17 protein-coding genes are annotated in these 18,206 nt (G+C 62.8%); 9 read left to right on the top strand and 8 right to left on the bottom strand.

Features of this window, described 5'->3' with window-relative positions:
• Positions 1 to 10 precede the first annotated feature (10 nt).
• Together RPF88_RS27715 and RPF88_RS27720 are read right to left on the bottom strand one after the other, a co-directional pair.
• Positions 11 to 928 (bottom strand): site-specific tyrosine recombinase XerD, encoded by a 918-nt coding sequence (locus RPF88_RS27715; RefSeq protein ID WP_337123542.1) that lies wholly within the window; start codon positions 926 to 928, stop codon positions 11 to 13.
• Between the two features lie 17 nt (positions 929 to 945).
• Positions 946 to 1,098 (bottom strand): hypothetical protein, encoded by a 153-nt coding sequence (locus tag RPF88_RS27720; protein WP_013529356.1) that lies wholly within the window; start codon positions 1,096 to 1,098, stop codon positions 946 to 948.
• A gap of 212 nt (positions 1,099 to 1,310) precedes the next feature.
• Here RPF88_RS27720 and RPF88_RS27725 point away from each other — a divergent pair, with 212 nt between their 5' ends.
• The 3 genes from RPF88_RS27725 to RPF88_RS27735 are packed head-to-tail and all read left to right on the top strand — an operon-like array spanning position 1,311 to position 3,945.
• Positions 1,311 to 1,922, top strand: a complete 612-nt coding sequence (locus tag RPF88_RS27725) for a shikimate kinase (RefSeq protein ID WP_224620152.1) — start codon at positions 1,311 to 1,313, stop codon at positions 1,920 to 1,922.
• Positions 1,919 to 3,055 (top strand): 3-dehydroquinate synthase, encoded by a 1,137-nt coding sequence (aroB, locus tag RPF88_RS27730; RefSeq protein ID WP_337123543.1) that lies wholly within the window; start codon positions 1,919 to 1,921, stop codon positions 3,053 to 3,055. The genes RPF88_RS27725 and aroB overlap by 4 nt, the downstream gene beginning before the upstream one ends.
• On the top strand, positions 3,052 to 3,945 hold the full coding sequence (locus RPF88_RS27735) for an HlyC/CorC family transporter (protein ID WP_064993085.1): 894 nt from the start codon (positions 3,052 to 3,054) through the stop codon (positions 3,943 to 3,945). Before aroB ends, RPF88_RS27735 begins: the two co-directional genes overlap by 4 nt.
• 24 nt (positions 3,946 to 3,969) lie before the next feature.
• Here RPF88_RS27735 and RPF88_RS27740 read toward each other — a convergent pair whose 3' ends face one another.
• From RPF88_RS27740 to RPF88_RS27750, 3 genes are read right to left on the bottom strand one after another with little or no spacing between them, the layout of a single operon-like run.
• Complete coding sequence (locus RPF88_RS27740) at positions 3,970 to 5,511, bottom strand: SpoVR family protein (RefSeq protein ID WP_013529360.1); 1,542 nt, start codon at positions 5,509 to 5,511, stop codon at positions 3,970 to 3,972.
• 9 nt (positions 5,512 to 5,520) lie between these two features.
• Positions 5,521 to 6,831 (bottom strand): YeaH/YhbH family protein, encoded by a 1,311-nt coding sequence (locus RPF88_RS27745; protein WP_024503738.1) that lies wholly within the window; start codon positions 6,829 to 6,831, stop codon positions 5,521 to 5,523.
• Positions 6,832 to 6,848: 17 nt separating this feature from the next.
• Positions 6,849 to 8,798 (bottom strand): PrkA family serine protein kinase, encoded by a 1,950-nt coding sequence (locus RPF88_RS27750; RefSeq protein ID WP_063173809.1) that lies wholly within the window; start codon positions 8,796 to 8,798, stop codon positions 6,849 to 6,851.
• A gap of 242 nt (positions 8,799 to 9,040) precedes the next feature.
• On the opposite strand from RPF88_RS27750, the gene RPF88_RS27755 reads away from it, so the two are divergent.
• Entirely contained in the window at positions 9,041 to 9,847 is an 807-nt protein-coding gene (locus tag RPF88_RS27755) for an alpha/beta hydrolase (protein WP_337123544.1), read from the top strand.
• Between the two features lie 98 nt (positions 9,848 to 9,945).
• Positions 9,946 to 11,499: an acetolactate synthase large subunit gene (locus tag RPF88_RS27760; RefSeq protein WP_337123545.1), complete on the top strand. Its 1,554-nt coding sequence runs from the start codon at positions 9,946 to 9,948 to the stop codon at positions 11,497 to 11,499.
• Positions 11,500 to 11,514: 15 nt separating this feature from the next.
• Here RPF88_RS27760 and RPF88_RS27765 read toward each other — a convergent pair whose 3' ends face one another.
• Positions 11,515 to 11,817, bottom strand: coding sequence for a BolA family protein (locus RPF88_RS27765; protein ID WP_013529365.1), 303 nt, complete (start codon positions 11,815 to 11,817; stop codon positions 11,515 to 11,517).
• Positions 11,818 to 11,998: 181 nt separating this feature from the next.
• On the opposite strand from RPF88_RS27765, the gene RPF88_RS27770 reads away from it, so the two are divergent.
• The 4 genes from RPF88_RS27770 to RPF88_RS27785 all read left to right on the top strand — a co-directional run bounded on the left by RPF88_RS27770 (position 11,999) and on the right by RPF88_RS27785 (position 16,676).
• Positions 11,999 to 12,628, top strand: a complete 630-nt coding sequence (locus RPF88_RS27770) for a J domain-containing protein (RefSeq protein ID WP_013529366.1) — start codon at positions 11,999 to 12,001, stop codon at positions 12,626 to 12,628.
• A gap of 123 nt (positions 12,629 to 12,751) precedes the next feature.
• A complete protein-coding gene (cobS, locus tag RPF88_RS27775) occupies positions 12,752 to 13,738 on the top strand; it encodes a cobaltochelatase subunit CobS (protein ID WP_013529367.1) in 987 nt (328 codons plus the stop codon).
• Positions 13,739 to 13,749: 11 nt separating this feature from the next.
• A complete protein-coding gene (cobT, locus tag RPF88_RS27780) occupies positions 13,750 to 15,651 on the top strand; it encodes a cobaltochelatase subunit CobT (RefSeq protein ID WP_013529369.1) in 1,902 nt (633 codons plus the stop codon).
• A complete protein-coding gene (locus RPF88_RS27785) occupies positions 15,648 to 16,676 on the top strand; it encodes an esterase-like activity of phytase family protein (RefSeq protein ID WP_337123546.1) in 1,029 nt (342 codons plus the stop codon). The genes cobT and RPF88_RS27785 overlap by 4 nt, the downstream gene beginning before the upstream one ends.
• A gap of 11 nt (positions 16,677 to 16,687) precedes the next feature.
• Here RPF88_RS27785 and RPF88_RS27790 read toward each other — a convergent pair whose 3' ends face one another.
• Both RPF88_RS27790 and RPF88_RS27795 read right to left on the bottom strand, forming a co-directional pair.
• Entirely contained in the window at positions 16,688 to 17,359 is a 672-nt protein-coding gene (locus RPF88_RS27790) for a spermidine synthase (RefSeq protein WP_024503742.1), read from the bottom strand.
• 59 nt (positions 17,360 to 17,418) lie between these two features.
• A complete protein-coding gene (locus RPF88_RS27795; RefSeq protein ID WP_337123547.1) occupies positions 17,419 to 18,099 on the bottom strand; it encodes a queuosine precursor transporter in 681 nt (226 codons plus the stop codon).
• Positions 18,100 to 18,206 lie beyond the last annotated feature (107 nt).

Below are 18,206 nucleotides of genomic sequence, written 5' to 3' on the forward strand. Positions count from 1 at the left end.
GATATGAGGCCTAGTCGGCAAGCGGATGATGATCGTTGACCAGCCGCACCAGCCGCTCTTCCAGCACATGGGTGTAAATCTGTGTCGTCGATATGTCGGCATGGCCAAGCAATTGCTGCACGGCCCGCAGATCGGCGCCGTTCTGCAGGAGATGGCTGGCGAAAGCATGGCGCAGCACGTGCGGCGAGATCTTCGCCGAGGCAATGCCGGCCCTTGCCGCCAGCCCTTTCAGGTCACGCGCGAAGACCTGGCGCGAGAGATAGCCGCTGTCGGAGGCGGCCGGAAACAGGAACGGACTGTCGGCCAAGGCTGGCACCTTGGCGCGGGCGGCAAGCCAGGTCTTCATCGCCGCGCGTGCCTTGGCGGAGAGCGGCACCATGCGCTCCTTGTCGCCCTTGCCGCGCACCATGAAGAAGCGGTCGTCGCGTTGCGCCACCGTCACCGGCAAGCCGACCAGCTCGGAAACGCGCAGGCCGGTGGCGTAAAGCACCTCGACCAGCGCATGCAGGCGCAGTGATGCCAGGCTGTCCCCATCGCCCGACGAGACATCGCCGGCCTCAAGCGCTGCACGGTCGATCAGCCGGCCGGTGTCGGCCTCGCTCATCGTCTTGGGCAGCGGGCGGCCCTTTTTCGGACTGTCCAGCGTGCCGGTCGGGTCATCGCCGCGCAGGCCTTCGGCGTAGAGGAATTTGAAGAACTGGCGGATCGCCGACAGTTTGCGCGCCTGCGACGTGGCGGCAAAGCCGCGGGCGGCAATGTCGTCGAGATAGGCGCGGATATCGGCGGCGGCGGCACCGGCCAGCCCGCCATCGATCGCGCCGGAAGCGTCCTCGAGGTCGCGGCGGTAGGAGGAAAGCGTGTTTTCGGCCGCGCCCCGCTCGGCGCTCATCATTTCCAGAAAGGCTTCGATGCGGGCGGCGCTGTTCATTCAGCCTGTCTTGTCATTCAGCTTTTCTTGGGATTGAGCTTTTCCGGAGGGATGCGCACGCTCATTTCCCCCTTCTTCGGCTCGACGAACATCACCAGTGCAAACATCGTACCATAGGCAATGCCAGCCAGAATCGCCGTTACCACGACAAAGCGAAACAGTGTCGGCATCAATTTTCGCCTGTCTTCTTGTTCTGCGCGTTTCCAAACCCTGTCCCCTTATGGGACGCCAATCCGGCCAATTCAAGGAAGAAGCTGGGGCCTGTTAGCAACTTCTGATGCAGACCCTGCCGGTCCATATCGGGTTCAAGGCACTTGCCACGCTTGACGCAAACGGGCTTTTCATGTCGATACGCCGGCAAAGAGGGCCTTCGAAACATCCGATGAACGCGCTGCCAGCAAATCCTCCAGACGAGAACCACGCCGCGTTGCTCGGCAGGCTGGGCAGCCGTTCCGTCGTCTTCGTCGGACTGATGGGCGCCGGCAAGACGGCGATCGGCCGCAAGGTGGCGACGATGCTGGCGCTGCCCTTCATAGACAGCGACCAGGAGATCGAAAGCGTCTCGCGCATGACCGTTCCGGAACTGTTCGAGCGCTACGGCGAGACCGAATTCAGGGCGCTGGAGCAGCGCGTCATCCTGCGCGTGCTGGAAAACGGGCCGCAGGTGCTGTCGACCGGCGGCGGCGCCTTCATGAATGCGCAGACGCGCGAGGCGATTGCAGCGCAGGGCGTCTCGGTGTGGCTGAAGGCCGAACTCGACCTTCTGATGGATCGCGTCGCCAAGAAACAGAACCGGCCGCTCCTGAAAAGCGCCGACCCGCGCGCCGTGCTGGAGCGGCTGATGGGCGAGCGCTATCCGGTCTACGCGACATCGGACGTCACAGTGCCGACCCGCGACGACCGCAAGGAAGTCATCGCGACCGAGGTGGTGGACGCGCTGTGCCGGCATTTCGGCATCGATGAGGCGGCTGCGACGGGCGAGGTGGAACAGTGAGCATCGAAGCCCCCGTTGTCGTCGAAGTCGGCCTTGGCGACCGGACCTACGACATTCTGATCGGCTCGGGATTGTTGTCCCGCGCGGGTGCGGAGATTGCGCGCCGCCTGCCGGGCACACGCGCCGCGGTCGTCACCGACGCCAATGTCGCGGCAGCGCATCTCGATGCGCTGAAGGCCAGCCTCGAAACGGGTGGCATCCAGACCGCGGTGATCACCCTGCCGCCTGGCGAGAAGACCAAGAGTTTTGCCCATCTCGAAGAGGTGGCCGACGGTGTGCTGGCTGCGAAACTGGAGCGCGGCGACATCGTCATCGCCTTCGGCGGCGGCGTTATTGGCGACCTTGCCGGCTTTGCCGCCGGCATCGTGCGGCGCGGCATGAATTTCGTGCAGATTCCGACCTCGCTGCTGGCGCAGGTCGATTCCTCGGTCGGCGGCAAGACCGGCATCAACAGCCCACGCGGCAAGAACCTTGTCGGCGTCTTCCATCAGCCGAAACTGGTGTTGGCCGACACAGGGGTGCTCGACACGCTGCCGATCCGGGAATTCCGCGCCGGCTATGCCGAGCTCGCCAAATACGGGCTCATCGACCGGCCGGAATTTTTCGCCTGGCTGGAAAAGAATTGGGTCCAGGTTTTTGCCGGCGGGCCGGAGAGGGCGCAGGCGATTGCCGAAGCCTGCCGCGCCAAGGCCGACGTGGTTGCGCGTGACGAGTTCGAGACCGGCGACCGCGCGCTGCTCAATCTCGGCCACACATTCGGCCACGCGCTGGAAGCCGCCACCCAATATGACGGAAGCCGCCTCGTCCATGGCGAAGGGGTCGCCATCGGCATGGCGCTGGCCTACCGGTTCTCGTCGCGGCTCAATCTGGCCAGCCCCGACGATGCCGCGCGCGTCGAGGCGCATCTGCGCGCCGTCGGCCTGCCCTGGCGGATAGCCGACATCCCGGGCGAATTGCCTGATGCCGAGGCGCTGCTTGCCTTCATCACCCAGGACAAGAAGGTGTCGCGCGGCGCGCTGACCTTCATCCTGACGCGCGGCATCGGCCAGGCTTTCATTGCCAAGGATGTTCCGGCATCGGAAGTGCTGTCGTTTCTGAGGGAGAACCACCCAAAGGAAAGCGACCGGAGATGAACGAGCCCGGCTGGATCGTCGTCGCCGTCCTTGCCATCCTCATCGTGCTGCTCGTTACCGTGCGCACGCGCTTGCTTGCCATGTTCGGGTACGAGCTTTCACGCATCGAGCCGCAGCGCTCCAGCCAGGACGAATTGCGCGGCGCGGTCGACGATTTCCGCCGCGACGGCCAGGTGGTGCGCGAGGATCGCGACCGCGTCGGCGGCCTGTTCGATCTCGCCGAGCTCGAAGTCTCCGACATCATGGTCCACCGCACCAACATGCGCTCGGTCAATGCCGACAATGCGCCGGAAGCGGTGGTGCGCGAGATTTTGCAAAGCCCGCACACCCGCATGCCGCTGTGGAAAGGTTCGCTCGACAACATCGTCGGCGTGCTGCATGCAAAGGATCTGCTGCGCGCCTTGAACGAAGTCGGCAACGATTTCTCCAGGATCGACGTGATGAAGATCGCTTCGAAACCCTGGTTCGTGCCCGACACCACGACCTTGCAGGAACAGCTCAACGCCTTCCTTCGCCGCAAGGCGCATTTCGCCGTCGTCGTCGACGAATATGGCGAGGTCGAAGGGCTGGTGACGCTGGAGGACATTATCGAGGAGATCGTCGGCGAGATCGCCGACGAGCACGATGTCGACATACAGGGCGTCAAGCAGGAGGCCGACGGCTCCGTGGTCGTCGACGGTACGGTGCCGATCCGTGACCTCAACCGGGCTCTCGACTGGAACCTGCCGGATGAGGAGGCAACCACCATTGCCGGCCTCGTCATCCACGAGACGCAATCGATCCCCGAGGAGAAGCAGGCTTTTACGTTCCACGGCAAGCGCTTCATCGTCATGAAACGCGACAAGAACCGGATCGCAAGGCTGAGGATCAGGCCAGCCGGCGACGCCTGATGTGCGCCGGGAGACCGGGTGCCGTCATCCCGCGATCTGGCTCGTCGAGCGTTCGTGGATCGTCGCGCCGGTCTCGGCATCCATGGCCGCCAGGCTGACTTCATAACCCCAAAGCCTGCGGATGTGACGAAGCGTGGCGTCGCGGCTGGCATCCTCGAGAAGGATGCCGTCATTGACCTTGTGCTGCAGCCGCAAATGGCGGTCGCCGAGCAGATCGACATCCACCACCTGAATGTCCGGCCGGTTCGCGCCGAGATCATAACTGTTGGCGAGCGCGGCGCGTATCTTGGCGTAGCCGCGCTCATCGTGGATGGACGCGACCAGGCAATGCGGCTGGTCGGCAGCGTCGCCGAGCACAAAAAACCGCCATTTCCGGATCAAGGCCGGGCTGAGGTACTGGCGGATGAAGGATTCGTCGCGATGCTCGGCCCAGGCGTCCAGCAGGACCTCGCGCCAGTTGCCCTGGCCGGCCATGTCGGGGAACCAATCGCGGTCCTCGGCCGTGGGTTTGGTCGAGATGCGCTGAATGTCCTGCATCATGTCGAGGCCGAGAGCATAGGGGTTGATGCCTGAAAAACGCGGATCGTCGAAGGCCGGCTGGAAGACCACGTTGGAATGATTGCGCAGGATTTCGAGCATGGCGCCTTCGCTGATCTGGCCGCGGTCGAACAGCATGTTCATCAGCGTATAGTGCACGAAAGTGGCACAACCTTCGTTCATCACCTGTGTCTGCCGTTGCGGGTAAAAATATTGCGCGATGACACGAACGATCCTGATGATCTCGCGCTGCCAGGGCTCCAGGACTGGGCTGTTCTTTTCCAGGAAATAGAGCAGGTTTTCCTCGGGCAGATTGAGCGATTTCTTCCACTCTGGGTCCTGGCCCTTGTCGTTGGCCGCTTGCTGCGAGGCCGGCAGCGTACGCCACAAGTCGTTGTAGGAGCGCTCCTCGTATTCGAGACGCTCGCGAATTCCTTCGCGTTGCCGTTCCGACGACAACCTCGGCGGCCGGTGATAGCGAAACACGCCCTGATCCATCAGCGCGTGGGCGGAATCGAGAACAGCCTCGACGGCGGCGAGGCCGTGCCGCTCCTCGCAGCGGACTATGTAGCCCTTGGCGAAGTCCAGGTAGCTGAGGATCGCACCCGCATCCGTCCACTGTTTGAACAGCTGATTGTTCTTGAAGAAATGATTGTGCCCGAGCGCTGCGTGGGCCGTCACCAGGGCCTGCAGGGCCATGGTGTTTTCCTCCATCAGATAGACGATGCAGGGATTGGAATTGATGACCAGTTCATAGGCAAGCCCCCGCCCGCCCTTGCGATAGAGCAGATCCTGGTGGAGGAAATGTTTGCCGAAAGACCAGTGACGGTACATCAATGGCATGCCGATGGACGAATAGGCGTCGAGCATCTGCTGCGACGAGATGATCTCCATCTGAACGGGATAGGTGTCCAGATGAAGCTCTTCGACCGCAAGTGCCTCGATAGCGTCATAGGCCCGCGACAATGTTTTGAAATCCCAGTCGGACCCTGAAAAAAGCAGGCTGGATTTGCTCGCTTGTCTGGCCATCGGGAACCCTCATGCCCTCTTGAGGGCGGCCGGTTGCCTGCCGAAGAGCTGGCGAAAAACCGGATAGATATCGGCGGGTGTGGCGATGCGGCTCATCTGGAAGTTCGGCCATTTCTGGTCGATGGAGTTGTAGGCACGCCACAGCGATGTCCCGTTTTCTGTCGAGCCGAAAATATGAGCTTCACGCTCGTCGATGATCTCGACATACGCAAAATACTGGCACAGCCGCATGAGCTCGCCATTGAGCAGCGAAATGCATCGCTCCGAATCGCCGGCGAAATTGTCGCCGTCCGAGGCCTGGGCGGCATAGATGTTCCAGTCATGGGCCGGGTAGCGGCTGGTGATAATACGGTGCATTTCCTCCAGCGCGGTGGAAACGACGGTGCCGCCGCTTTGGGTGTTGTAGAAAAATGTTTCCTCGTCGACCTCCTGAGCCAGGTGCGTGTGGCGGATGAAGACAATCTCGATGCGGTCGTAGCGCCGTTTCAAGAACAGGTGCAGCAAGACGAAGAAGCGCTTGGCCAGATCCTTCTCGCGCTCGCCCATGGACCCGGACACGTCCATAAGACAGAACATGACGGCATTGGCGTTCGGCACCGGCCGGGAATCGAAGCGGTTGAAGCGGATGTCGACCGGATCGACATAGGCAATCCGGCGGCGGCGGCGTTCCAGCCGGTCGAGTTCTTCGCGCAATGCCGCAATACGCTGGCGCGCGTCGGCGCTGGATGGCGTCGACTCGAGCGAGGCGATTTCCTCGAGGATCGCATCCAGTTCGACCTGCTTGGGGCGCCTCAGCGCAATGCGGCGGCCGTGGCTGTTGCGCATTGTGCGGCCAACATTGATGTTGGTCGGCGAACCTGTGGCGGCGAAGCCGGCTCTGCGCGGCTTGAAGGCAAGGATCTCCTTGAGGTTGAGCTTGACCATGTCCGGGAGCTCGAGATCCTCGAAGAAAAGATCGAGCACTTCCTCGCGCGACAGCACGAAACGAAAGTCGTCTTCAGATGCCTTGTTTCCCGGCGACGATGCTCCCCCGCCGCCCCCGCCGGGTTTGGGGATCAGGTCTCCAGCGGAGAAATGCCTGTTGCCCGGCAAGATGTGCTGGCGCCTGCCGCTGTCGCGGGCGTTGTTGAAGCTCGGCTCGCTTGTGCCTCTTTCGGGCATGCGCACGGCATGCTCGGAATCCGCGTCGGCGATCCTGCCGGTGCGGATCTGATCGCGTATGCTGCGTTTCAATTCCTCGCGCGCGCGTCGCAGGAAGCGCTGGCGATTGCCGAGGCTTTTGTCTTTCGGGTTCAGGCGGCGGTCGATGAAGATCGGCATGGAACCATCCGGGTTCTCTAACCCGCCCTGTTCACCCGCATGTACCAGTCCACAAGGCGACGCACCTGCCGCTCGGTGTAGCCGCGCTCGACCATCCGCTGCACGAATTCATTGTGCCGCTTTTCCGTGACACTGTCCTGCTTGGAGCCGAAACTGATCACCGGCAGGAGGTCCTCGACCTGGCCGAACATGCGTTTTTCGATGACTTCCCGCAGCTTTTCGTAACTTGTCCACGCCGGGTTGCGGCCATGGTTTCTTGCACGGGCGCGCAGGGTGAATTTCACCACCTCATTGCGGAAGTCCTTGGGATTGGCGATGCCGGCCGGTTTTTCGACCTGTGAAAGCTCGTTGTCCAAAACCTCGCGGTTGAGGATCTGGCCTGTGTCGGGATCCTTGTAGTCCTGGTCTTCGATCCAGGCGTCGGCATAGGCGATGTAGCGGTCGAAAAGGTTCTGGCCGTACTCGCTGTAGGATTCCAGATAGGCTTTCTGGATCTCATGGCCGATGAATTCGGCATACCGCGCGGCCAGCTCGGACTTGATGAACTCCAGATAGGCGGCTTCCGTCTCCTTCGGAAACTGTTCGCGCTTGATTGCCTCCTCCAGGATGTACATGAGATGCACGGGGTCGGCGGCCACCTCTTCGGTGTCGTAGTTGAAGGTCTGCGACAGGATCTTGAAGGCAAAGCGCGTGCTGACGCCTGCCATGCCCTCATCTACGCCGGCGGCGTCCCGATATTCCTGAACCGACTTTGCCTTGGGGTCGACTTCCTTGAGGTTCTCGCCATCATAGGCGCGCATCTTGGTGTAGAGCGGCGAATTGTCGTGCTCGGCCAAGCGGGTCGAGACGGTAAACCGGCTGAGGATGTCCAGCACCTCTGGAGCGCAGGGACTGGCGGCCAATTCGCTCTCCCGCAAGAGTTTCTCGTAGATCTGCCGCTCTTCGGTTATCCGCAGGCAATACGGCACCTTGACGACGAGGATGCGATCGAGAAAAGCCTCATTGTTCTTGTTGTTCTTGAACTGCAGCCATTCCGACTCGTTGGAATGGGCCACGATGATCCCCTGGTAGGGAAAGGCGCCGAAATTTTCGGTGCCGTTGTAGCTGCCTTCCTGGGTGGCCGTCAGCAGCGGATGCAGGACCTTGATAGGCGCCTTGAACATTTCGACGAATTCAAGCAGGCCCTGGGTGGTCCGGTTCAGTCCACCGCTATAGGAATAGGCGTCCGGATCGGACTGGCTGAAGTTTTCCAATTGCCGGATGTCCACCTTGCCGACCAGGGCCGAGACGTCCTGATTGTTCTCGTCGCCGGGCTCGGTCTTGGCGATGGCGATCTGGCGCAGTCGCGACGGCATCAGCTTGACGACGCTGAACTTGGAAATGTCGCCGGAAAGTTCGTCGAGGCGCTTGGCCGCCCATGGCGAAATGAGCCCGTTCAAGCGGCGTCGTGCAATGCCGTATTTATCCTCCAGCAGGTCGCCCATGCGATCGGGATGGAAAAGGCCAAGCGGCGATTCGAAAACCGGGCTGACCTGGTTGCCGACCTTCAGCGTGTAGATCGGACGCTGTTCCATCAACTTCTTCAGCCGCTCGGCAAGGGAGGATTTGCCGCCGCCCACCGGGCCGAGCAAATAGAGGATTTGCTTGCGCTCCTCGAGCCCCTGGGACGCATAGCGAAAATAGCCGGCGATGCGCTCGATTGTATCCTCCATGCCGTAGAAATCGGCGAAGGAGGGGTACACTTTCAGGGTCCGGTTGGAGAAAATGCGGCCGAGCCGCTCATCCTTGCTGGTGTCGACCAGGTTCGGCTCGCCGATCGCCTCGACCATCCGTTCAGGCGCCGAGGCATACATCGACTTGTCCTCGCGGCAGGCAAGGAGATATTGCTGGATGCTGATCTCTTCCTGCGCCGCGTTGGTGTAAATTTCCGAAAACAGATCGAAGACGTCAGACTGGTTCTCTCGCATGATGCTTTTGCCCTCGGAGCCGCTGTGGCTTCCATTCGGCTCACCACGCATTCAACTGCCGGGGGGTACCGTTTGTTCCCTTCATGTGAAGAGGTGGCCGCGATCTTAAGGATTGAGGCTACTCCGCGAGACCAAAGCGCTCGTTGCGGAGCCGTATTCAGCGCGGGTAGCGGGTGTGTTGCGAACCCCTGACTGGACGGCTGGGGCGGCCGCGTGCAGTCTTGCCTTGCCAGGAGACAATGATGATCGATCGACGAAGCCTGATCATGGCCTCCATGGCGGCGATGCTGCCGTTGGAAGCGTCGGCCGCGTGGAAAACACGCCGGCCTACGCCAGAAACCTTCGACTACGGGCCGGCCAAGCTCGACATCTACGCGCCCGATGGTGCAATCGGCCTGCCGGTCGTGTTTTTCGTTCATGGCGGCACCTGGCAGTTTGGCAAACGCAGTCAGGTGGACGCCAAACCGGCCTTCCTGCTCGCCAACGGCTTCTGCTTCGTCTCCATCGATTACCGCATGCTGCCGCAGGCCAATGTCGCCACCCAGGCTGGTGACGTCGAAAAGGCCTATGCCTACATCAGGGCCAACATCGCCCGGCATGGCGGCGATCCCAACCGCATCGTCGGCATGGGCCATTCGGCCGGCTGCCATCTGGTTGCGCTGACCGGCATGCGCGGCGGATTGCCGGGCATAGCCGCGCTCATCCTCGACGACACCAGGGTCTATGATCTTGCAGCACTTGCCAAGAATGGCGGTATGGTCCGGGCCTATGCCCGCGTCTTTTCCGATCCCGCGCAATGGGCGGCACTTTCGCCGGCCAGCTATGTCGACGGCCGCAAGCACCCGCCGACTTTCATCGCCTATTCGCGGGCATCGGGCCGGAGCGAGGACTCCAAGGCCTTTGCCGAGCGCCTGCGCTCGACGGGCACCAAGGTTACGCTGTTCGACGGCAGCGCCTATACGCATATGTCGATCAATCGCGATTTCGGCGAGGACGGCGACGCGTTGACCGCGGCCGCGCTGGCATTCCTGAAATCGACGGTTGGCTGATCTTTACGGCACCGGATTAGATCAAAAGTAGCGGCAGGACATTGCTGCAGGTGCTCGCGGGTGCAACTGCTCTGCGATCTTGAGCGGGAGGGAATTGCATGAACGGCGCCGATGTCCTGTGTGACGTGCTTCTGGCCAATGATGTGACGGTCTGCTTCGCCAATCCCGGCACCTCCGAAATGCACTTCGTTGCAGCGCTTGACCGCAAGCCGAACATGCGTTGCGTGCTCGGGCTGTTCGAAGGCGTGGTGACGGGTGCCGCCGATGGCTATGCGCGGATGACCGATCGGCCGGCCGCGACGCTGCTGCATACCGGTCCCGGCCTGGCCAATGGGCTGGCCAACATGCACAATGCCCGGCGTGCCTTCAGCCCGATGATCAACATGGTCGGCGACCACGCCTCTTACCATCTGCCGCTCGATGCCCCACTCACCAGCGATATCGAGAGCCTTGCGGCGCCGATGTCCAACTGGGTCGGCCGCGTCAAGGGTCCGGCCGATGTCGTGCCGGCAGCTGAAGCGGCCTTTCGCGCCTCGCTGACACCACCCGGCGTCGCGACCCTGATCCTGCCGGCGGATGCCGCCTGGGGCGAAGTCGAGGCGGTTTTGCCCGGCAAGGTGAGGCTGGTGCCAGCGCCGGCCGTCGATATGGACGCGGTACGCAAGGTCGCCGCGGCGATCCGTGCCGCTCCGGGCCGGGCCGGCATGATCGTTCGCGGAAAGGCCGCTCGCGCCGATGCGCTCGCCATCGCCGGGCAGATCTCGACGGGCAGCGACGTCCGGCTGTTCGGCGAGGTTCTGATCGCACGGATGCAACGCGGGCGCGGGCGTGTCGCGCCGATCCGCATCCCCTATCCGGTCGATGCGGCGATGGCTGTGCTGAGCGACGTCGATGTTCTGATCCTGGTCGGCGCAAAGGAGCCGGTTGCCTTCTTCGCCTATCCGGGAAAACCGGGACGGCTTGTCCGGGAAGGCTGCGAGGTGCTGACATTGGCCGCCCATGGCGACGATCTGCATGCGGCGCTGGAGGCGCTTCGCGACGAACTTGGCATCAAGCCGTCGCAACACAAGGTGCTGGCGGCCGCTTTTCCCGACGAGGCAACGCCGAACGGCAAGCTGACGGAAGATGCCGTCGCACTTTCGGTGGCGCGCAAACTGCCGGCCGATGCGATCGTCTGCGATGAAGCGGTCACCTCGGCCAGGCGTTTCTTCGCGCTGTCGGCCTTTGCCGCGCCGCACGACTACATGATGGGCACGGGCGGATCGATCGGTGGCGGCATCCCGATGGCGACCGGGGCGGCAATCGCCTGTCCTGACCGCAAGGTGGTCAATCTCGAAGCCGACGGCAGCGGCATGTACACGGTGCAGGGACTGTGGACGCAGGCGCGGGAAAAGCTCGACGTGGTGACGATCGTGTTTTCCAACCGAACCTATGCGATCCTGCATGGCGAGATGAAGAATGTCGGCGTCGGCGCCATCGGCGAGAACGCCAGGCGCATGCTCGACCTCGACCATCCCTCGCTCGACTGGGTATCGCTGGCCAAAGGCATGGGCGTGGAGGCGGCTCGCGCCGATACGTGCGAGCGCTTCGACGCGTTGCTGGACAGTGCGCTGTCACGGCGCGGGCCGTTCCTCATCGAAGCGGTGCTCTGAGCGCGGGGAAGCGACCTACCAGCGGGTCTTTTCGCCGGGAGCCGCGGGTTCGATTGCCAGCGCGTGCACGCCGGCCTTCAGTTCGTCGGCAAGCAGTTCGTTGACGGCGCGGTGACGGTCGATGCGGCTCATGCCGGCAAAGGCGGAAGCGACGACGCGGACGCGAAAATGCGTCTCGCCGGTGCCGTCGTAAGTGCCGTGATGGTCGGAGCCGTGATGGTGGTGGCCGGCATGGAGATGGCTCTCGTTGATGATAACCAGCCTGTCCGGCGAAAATGCCTTGTTGAGCTTGTCTTCCATGGTCGCCTGTATGGACATCGCCATCTCCCTTCACCACATATCGTTGGCGTCTCGGCCTGGAAACCGAAAATCGGTTTCGCGAGGGGCCGCCGCCGCGCAACAAAATCCGCCATTCGCCTGCTTTATGCCGCGATTCAGCGGTTAGGGCGATGATCGCGAAAATGTCAATTCTTGTTTCGCATCTGCGAACGCCCCATAAATGGGTAAGATGAAGCCGTACCCCAAATATTTCGAGAAGATTCGCGTCCGCCCCGACAAGGACGCGGAGCTGAAGTCGCACTCGCCGATCTGCCAGTGGGACGGCTGCAAGGAAGCGGGCACCCATCGTGCGCCGGTCGGGCGCATGAAGGAGGGTGAGTATTTCCACTTCTGCTTCGATCATGTGCGCGAGTACAACAAGGGCTTCAACTACTTTTCCGGCGTACCGGACACCGAGGTCGCGCGCTTCCAGAAGGAAGCCATGACCGGGCACCGGCCGACCTGGAAGATGGGCGCCAACGGGGCCTCGACCCGGTCGTCGCCCGATATGGCCCAGATGCGTTCCGGCCGCGCCGGCTACTATAACCGCATGCGCGACCCGTTCGACCTGTTCAAGGGACCCAAGGATCCGCGCGAGGCGCGCGAGCGCAAGGCCAAGCCGCTTGAGGCCAAGGCGCTGGAAACGCTTGGTCTTGATACAAAGGCGACTGGCAAGGAGATCAAGGCGCGCTATAAGGAACTGGTGAAACTACACCATCCGGATGCGAATGGTGGCGACAGAGGTTCGGAAGACCGGTTCCGCGATGTGCTGCAAGCCTATCGCGTGCTCAAACAGGCGGGCCTGTGCTGAGCGACCATACGGTTCGTGTCGTTTTCCAACTTTCATAAGGTTGGAAAAGGCTTTAAGACCGCCCCCGGACAAAATCGATTGCCGGCGAAATCAGACGTTTCGCCCGTGGAGACGTTGAGAGATATGAACAAGGTCGATCGCGACATCGCCAACCTGCCCGACACGACGGTGTCGGTGAAGGAGAAATTCGGCTTCGAATCCAAGATGGTGGTGCCGGCCTATTCGGTGACATCGGAGCATGTGCCCGACATCGACCCGGACTATCTGTTCGACAAGAACACGACGATGGCGATCCTTGCGGGCTTTGCCTACAACCGCCGCGTCATGGTGTCGGGCTATCACGGCACCGGCAAGTCGACCCATATCGAACAGGTAGCCGCCCGCCTCAACTGGCCCTGCGTGCGCGTCAACCTCGACAGCCATGTCAGCCGTATCGATCTCGTCGGCAAGGACGCGATCGTGGTCAAGGACGGGTTGCAGATCACCGAATTCCGCGACGGCATCCTGCCCTGGGCCTACCAGCACAATGTCGCGCTGTGCTTCGACGAGTATGATGCCGGCCGTCCGGATGTGATGTTCGTCATCCAGCGCGTGCTGGAATCGTCAGGCCGGCTGACGCTGCTCGACCAGAGCCGGGTTATCCGCCCGCATCCGGCCTTCCGGTTGTTCTCGACCGCCAACACGGTCGGCCTGGGCGACACCACCGGCCTCTATCACGGCACCCAGCAGATCAACCAGGCCCAGATGGACCGCTGGTCGATCGTCACCACGCTGAATTATTTGCCGCACGACAATGAAGTCGCCATCGTGCTGGCCAAGGCCAAGCACTATCGCGACGGCAAGGGCAAGGACATCGTCAACAAGATGGTGCGCGTCGCCGACATGACGCGCTCGGCCTTCATCAACGGCGATCTGTCGACCGTGATGAGCCCGCGCACGGTGATCACCTGGGCAGAGAATGCCGAAATATTCGGCAATATCGGCATGGCGTTCCGGCTGACCTTCCTCAACAAGTGCGACGAACTGGAGCGCTCGGTGGTGGCCGAGTTCTACCAGCGCGCCTTCGGCGAGGATCTGCCCGAGAGCGCCGCCAACGTGGTGCTGGGGTAAGCACAGTCTCAATGGCGGGGCCGGGCGACAACACGCGCAACAAGTCGAAGACGGGGTCTGAAGCCGACAGCTTCAAGCGTGCCGTCACCGTCTGCATGCGCGCCATTGCCGGCGACAAGGAACTGGAAGTCGGTTTCGCCAAGGACCGGCCGGCGCTCGCCGGCAGCCGTGCGCGTCTGCCCGAATTGCCGAAGAAGGCGTCGAAGACCGATATTGCGATCACCCGCGGCCTCGGCGATTCCATGGCGCTGAAGCGCGCCTGCCACGATGTGCGCATCCACACCAAGCTGGCGCCGGAAGGCAAGGCGGCCCGCGCCATCTATGACGCGGTCGAACAGGCCCGCGTCGAGGCGATCGGCTCACGTGCCATGCAGGGCGTCGCCGACAATATCGGCTCGATGCTGGAGGACAAATACGCCAAGGCCAACCTCGTCGACATCAAGGACAAGGCCGACGCGCCGATCGAGGAAGCTCTTGCCCTGATGGTGCGCGAGAAGCTGACCGGCCGTCCGGTCCCGAAAAGCGGCGAGCGGCTGGTCGAGCTCTGGCGCCCCTGGGTCGAGGAGAAGGCCAAGGCCGACCTCGACGGATTGTCGGCCAAGCTCGGCGACCAGCAGGCGTTCGCCCGGGTCGTGCGAGAGATGCTCGCCTCCATGGAGATGGCCGAGGAACTCGGCGACGACCAGGAGACGGAAGATTCCGAGGACAATGACGACAACCAGCCGCAAGGCGAGGAGCAGAGCGAGGAGGGCGGCGAAGAGGATTCCGGCTCCGAGCAGTCGCAGTCCGAGGATGCCGAAGCTTCGGCCGATGACGAGCAGTCGGCCGAGACGGAAGCCTCCGACGCCACCGCCGACGATTTGTCCGACGATGACGACGCCGATGCCGAAACACCCGGCGAAGCGCGCCGCAACGACAATCCCTTCACCAATCTGCCGAAAGAGATCGACTACAAGGTCTTCACCACCGCTTTCGACGAGACGGTCGGCGCCGAGGAGCTGTGCGAAGAAGAAGAGCTCGACCGGCTGCGCGCCTTCCTCGACAAGCAGCTCGCCAACCTGTCCGGCGTCGTCGGGCGGCTGGCCAACCGCCTGCAGCGCCGGCTGATGGCGCAGCAGAACCGCTCCTGGGACTTCGACCTGGAAGAGGGCTATCTCGACCCGGCACGGCTGGTGCGGGTCGTCATCGATCCGATGCAGCCGCTGTCGTTCAAGCAGGAGCGCGACACCAAGTTCCGCGACACGGTGGTGACGCTGGTGCTCGACAATTCCGGCTCGATGCGCGGCCGGCCGATCACGGTCGCCGCCACCTGCGCCGACATATTGGCGCGCACGCTGGAGCGCTGCGGCGTCTCGGTCGAGATCCTCGGCTTCACCACGCGGGCGTGGAAGGGCGGGCAGGCGCGCGAGAAATGGCTGAAGGACGGCAAGCCGCCGAACCCAGGCCGGCTCAACGATCTGCGCCACATCATCTACAAATCGGCCGACCATCCGTGGCGGCGGGCACGGCGCAATCTCGGCCTGATGATGCGCGAAGGCCTGCTCAAGGAAAATATCGACGGCGAGGCGCTGCTGTGGGCGCATAACCGGCTGATCGCCCGGCCCGAGCAGCGCAAGATCCTGATGATGATCTCGGACGGCGCGCCGGTCGACGATTCGACGCTGTCGGTCAATCCGGGCAATTATCTCGAACGCCATCTGCGCGCCGTCATCGAGCTGATCGAGACGCGTTCGCCGGTGGAACTCTTGGCCATCGGCATCGGCCACGACGTCACGCGCTACTACCGCCGCGCCGTCACCATCGTCGATGCCGAGGAGCTGGCTGGCGCCATGACCGAGCAGCTGGCTTCGCTGTTTGCCGAGGAAAGCGCGAAGGATACGCGACGCGGCGGTGGTATGCGGCGCGCCGGATGATCTCCAGGCGCGGCGGCTTTCAGCAGACGCTTTTCGCCGCCATCGCCCTGCTTTCCGGCTTGGCTTCGGCGGCAGCCGGTTCGCCCGACTCTGGTTCTGTCGAACCGGTCGAAATCTCGGCCCGCCCGATCACCGAATTTCACATTGGCCGTGCCGACAAGCAGTTCGGCCCTTTCGAATTCGTCGGCGGGCTGGAGATGACCTCGCCGACACGCGATTTCGGCGCGCTGTCGGCCTTCCGCTTCCTGAAAGCCGGCGGTGACTTCATCGGCGTTGCCGACACCGGCTTCTGGTTCTTCGGCACGGTGGTCCGCGACGCGGAAAAACGGCCCTCCGGCATCCAGAATTTCCGCATGCAGCAGATGGTCGACGAGACCGGCCGGCCGATCGACAGGAAATGGGAGGTCGATGCGGAAGGCCTCGCGGTCAAGGACGGCATTGCCACCGTCGGCTTCGAGCGCAGCCACCGCGTCGCCCAGTTCAAGATCGACGCCAACGACATGAAGGCGCCGTTCAAGCCGCTGGATTTCGTCGTTCCGGCCCAGGAGCTGCGCCAGAATCGCGGCTTCGAGACCGTCACCCACGCCAATGCCAACGGTCAGCATGAGGGCGGCCTGGTCGTGGTCTCCGAAAAGAGCCTCGACAAGGCCGGCAACATCTATGCCGCCCTCATCGAGGGGCCGCACAAGGGCGTCTTTACTGTCAAGCGCAACGGCGATTTCGACATCACCGACGGCGCCTTCCTGCCGGATGGCGATCTGCTGCTTCTGGAGCGCAGTTTCTCGATGGCGAGGGGCGTCAAGATGCGGCTGCGGCGCATCTATGGCGAAAGCGTCGAGAAGGGCGCGGTCGCCGACGGGCCGGTGCTGCTGGAGGCCGACATGGGCTACCAGATCGACAATATGGAAGGGCTCGACGTCTGGACCCGCGACGACGGCGCGCTGATGGTGTCGCTGATCTCCGACGACAACCACTCGATCCTGCAGCGCAACCTCTATCTGGAATTCATCCTGCACCAGGATTGAGCCCGCCGGCTTTACGTCTTGGTGGCGATCCAGATGATATGGCGCGCGCCGCGCTTGCCGTTGGCGCGCGTACTGACCTCTTCGACCCCGAAGCCTGCCTGCTTCAGCCGCCGCGTGAAGCCGTTGTCGGGGCCTTGCGACCACACCGCCAGCACGCCGCCCGGCTTGAGGGCGCTGCGTGCGGCTGCGAGGCCCTGCAGGCTGTAGAGCGCGTCGTTGGATTTGTGGACGATGCCTTCCGGGCCGTTGTCGACATCGAGCAGGATGGCGTCCCAGGCCGCGGGCTGCGAGCGTATCAGCTGCCCGACATCGGTCTCCTGGATGGTGACGCGCGGATCGTCGAGACAGCCGCCAAAGATTTCGGCCATCGGACCGCGCGCCCAGGCGACAACGGCCGGCACCAGTTCAGCGATGACGATTCCGGCATCATTGGCCAATTCTGCAAGCGCGGCGCGCAAGGTAAAACCCATGCCAAGCCCACCGATCAGGATTGTTGGCTGGCTATGGCCGGCAATCCGCCCGCAGGACAGTTTTGCCAGCGCTTCCTCGGAACCGCTGAGGCGGCTGTTCATGAGCTCGTTGGTGCCCAGCATGATCGAGAATTCGGTGCCGCGCCGCTTGAGGCGAAGTTCTTGTCCGCCGTCTGGGGTCTTCGCTGAATCGAGCTGGATCCACGGGATCATGATCTTTGTCCGACCATGATCTTTTCCGAAAACTGGGTCCCACTTTTCGGGATCATAGTTTAAGCCGCAACCGCGGGCTGGCTCCAGCGGGCGGCGAGCAGCCGGTAGGGGATGAGTGCGACGACGGCGATGATCAGCTTCACCGAGAGATCACCAAGCGCCCAGGAGATCCAGCGCATCGCCTCGACATGGAAGACGCCCATCAAGGGTGCGTTTTCCAACGCAAAGCCGTCGTTTGGTCCGGCGAAGGCAAAGGCAGCCGAGAAAGCGACGGTGAAGAACACGGCGGTGTCGAACACCGACCCGACCAGCGTGCCGATGATCGGCGCCCGCCACCAGCTCTGCCGGCGCAGCCGGTTGAACACGGTGACGTCGAGCAGTTGCGCGGAAAGGAACGCCGCTCCGGACGCGGCCGCGATACGCACCAGCCGGTCGGCGGCGGTCTCGAATTCGATCAGGCCGTGACGGAACAGGAAGGGCGGGACAAGGATCGAGCAGATCACCGCCGTCATGAAGCCGACAAGGACGATCCGGCGCGCCACAGTGGGTCCGTAGCGGCGGTTGGCGAGGTCGGTGACCAGGAACGAGAAGGGATAGGTGAAGGCCCCCCAAGTCAGAAGGTCGGCCAGCGAGAGGCCCCCGATCTGGCCCTGCATCGGGAATTGCACGAGAACGTTCGATGCCACGACGACAAGCGCCATGGCGGCCACGAAGGGCAAATACCGCGAGAAGGAAGTCATTTTTTTATCCTGGGTAATGGAACCAGCCAAGCATCATGCCCCTGCGGGCGATGCTCGCCTTCGTATGTGGGCACCGGATTGCCAAAACCTTGCGGCTTCGATCCGAT

The organism is Mesorhizobium sp. ISC11 (assembly GCF_037162595.1).
Classification (GTDB): domain Bacteria; phylum Pseudomonadota; class Alphaproteobacteria; order Rhizobiales; family Rhizobiaceae; genus Mesorhizobium; species Mesorhizobium ciceri.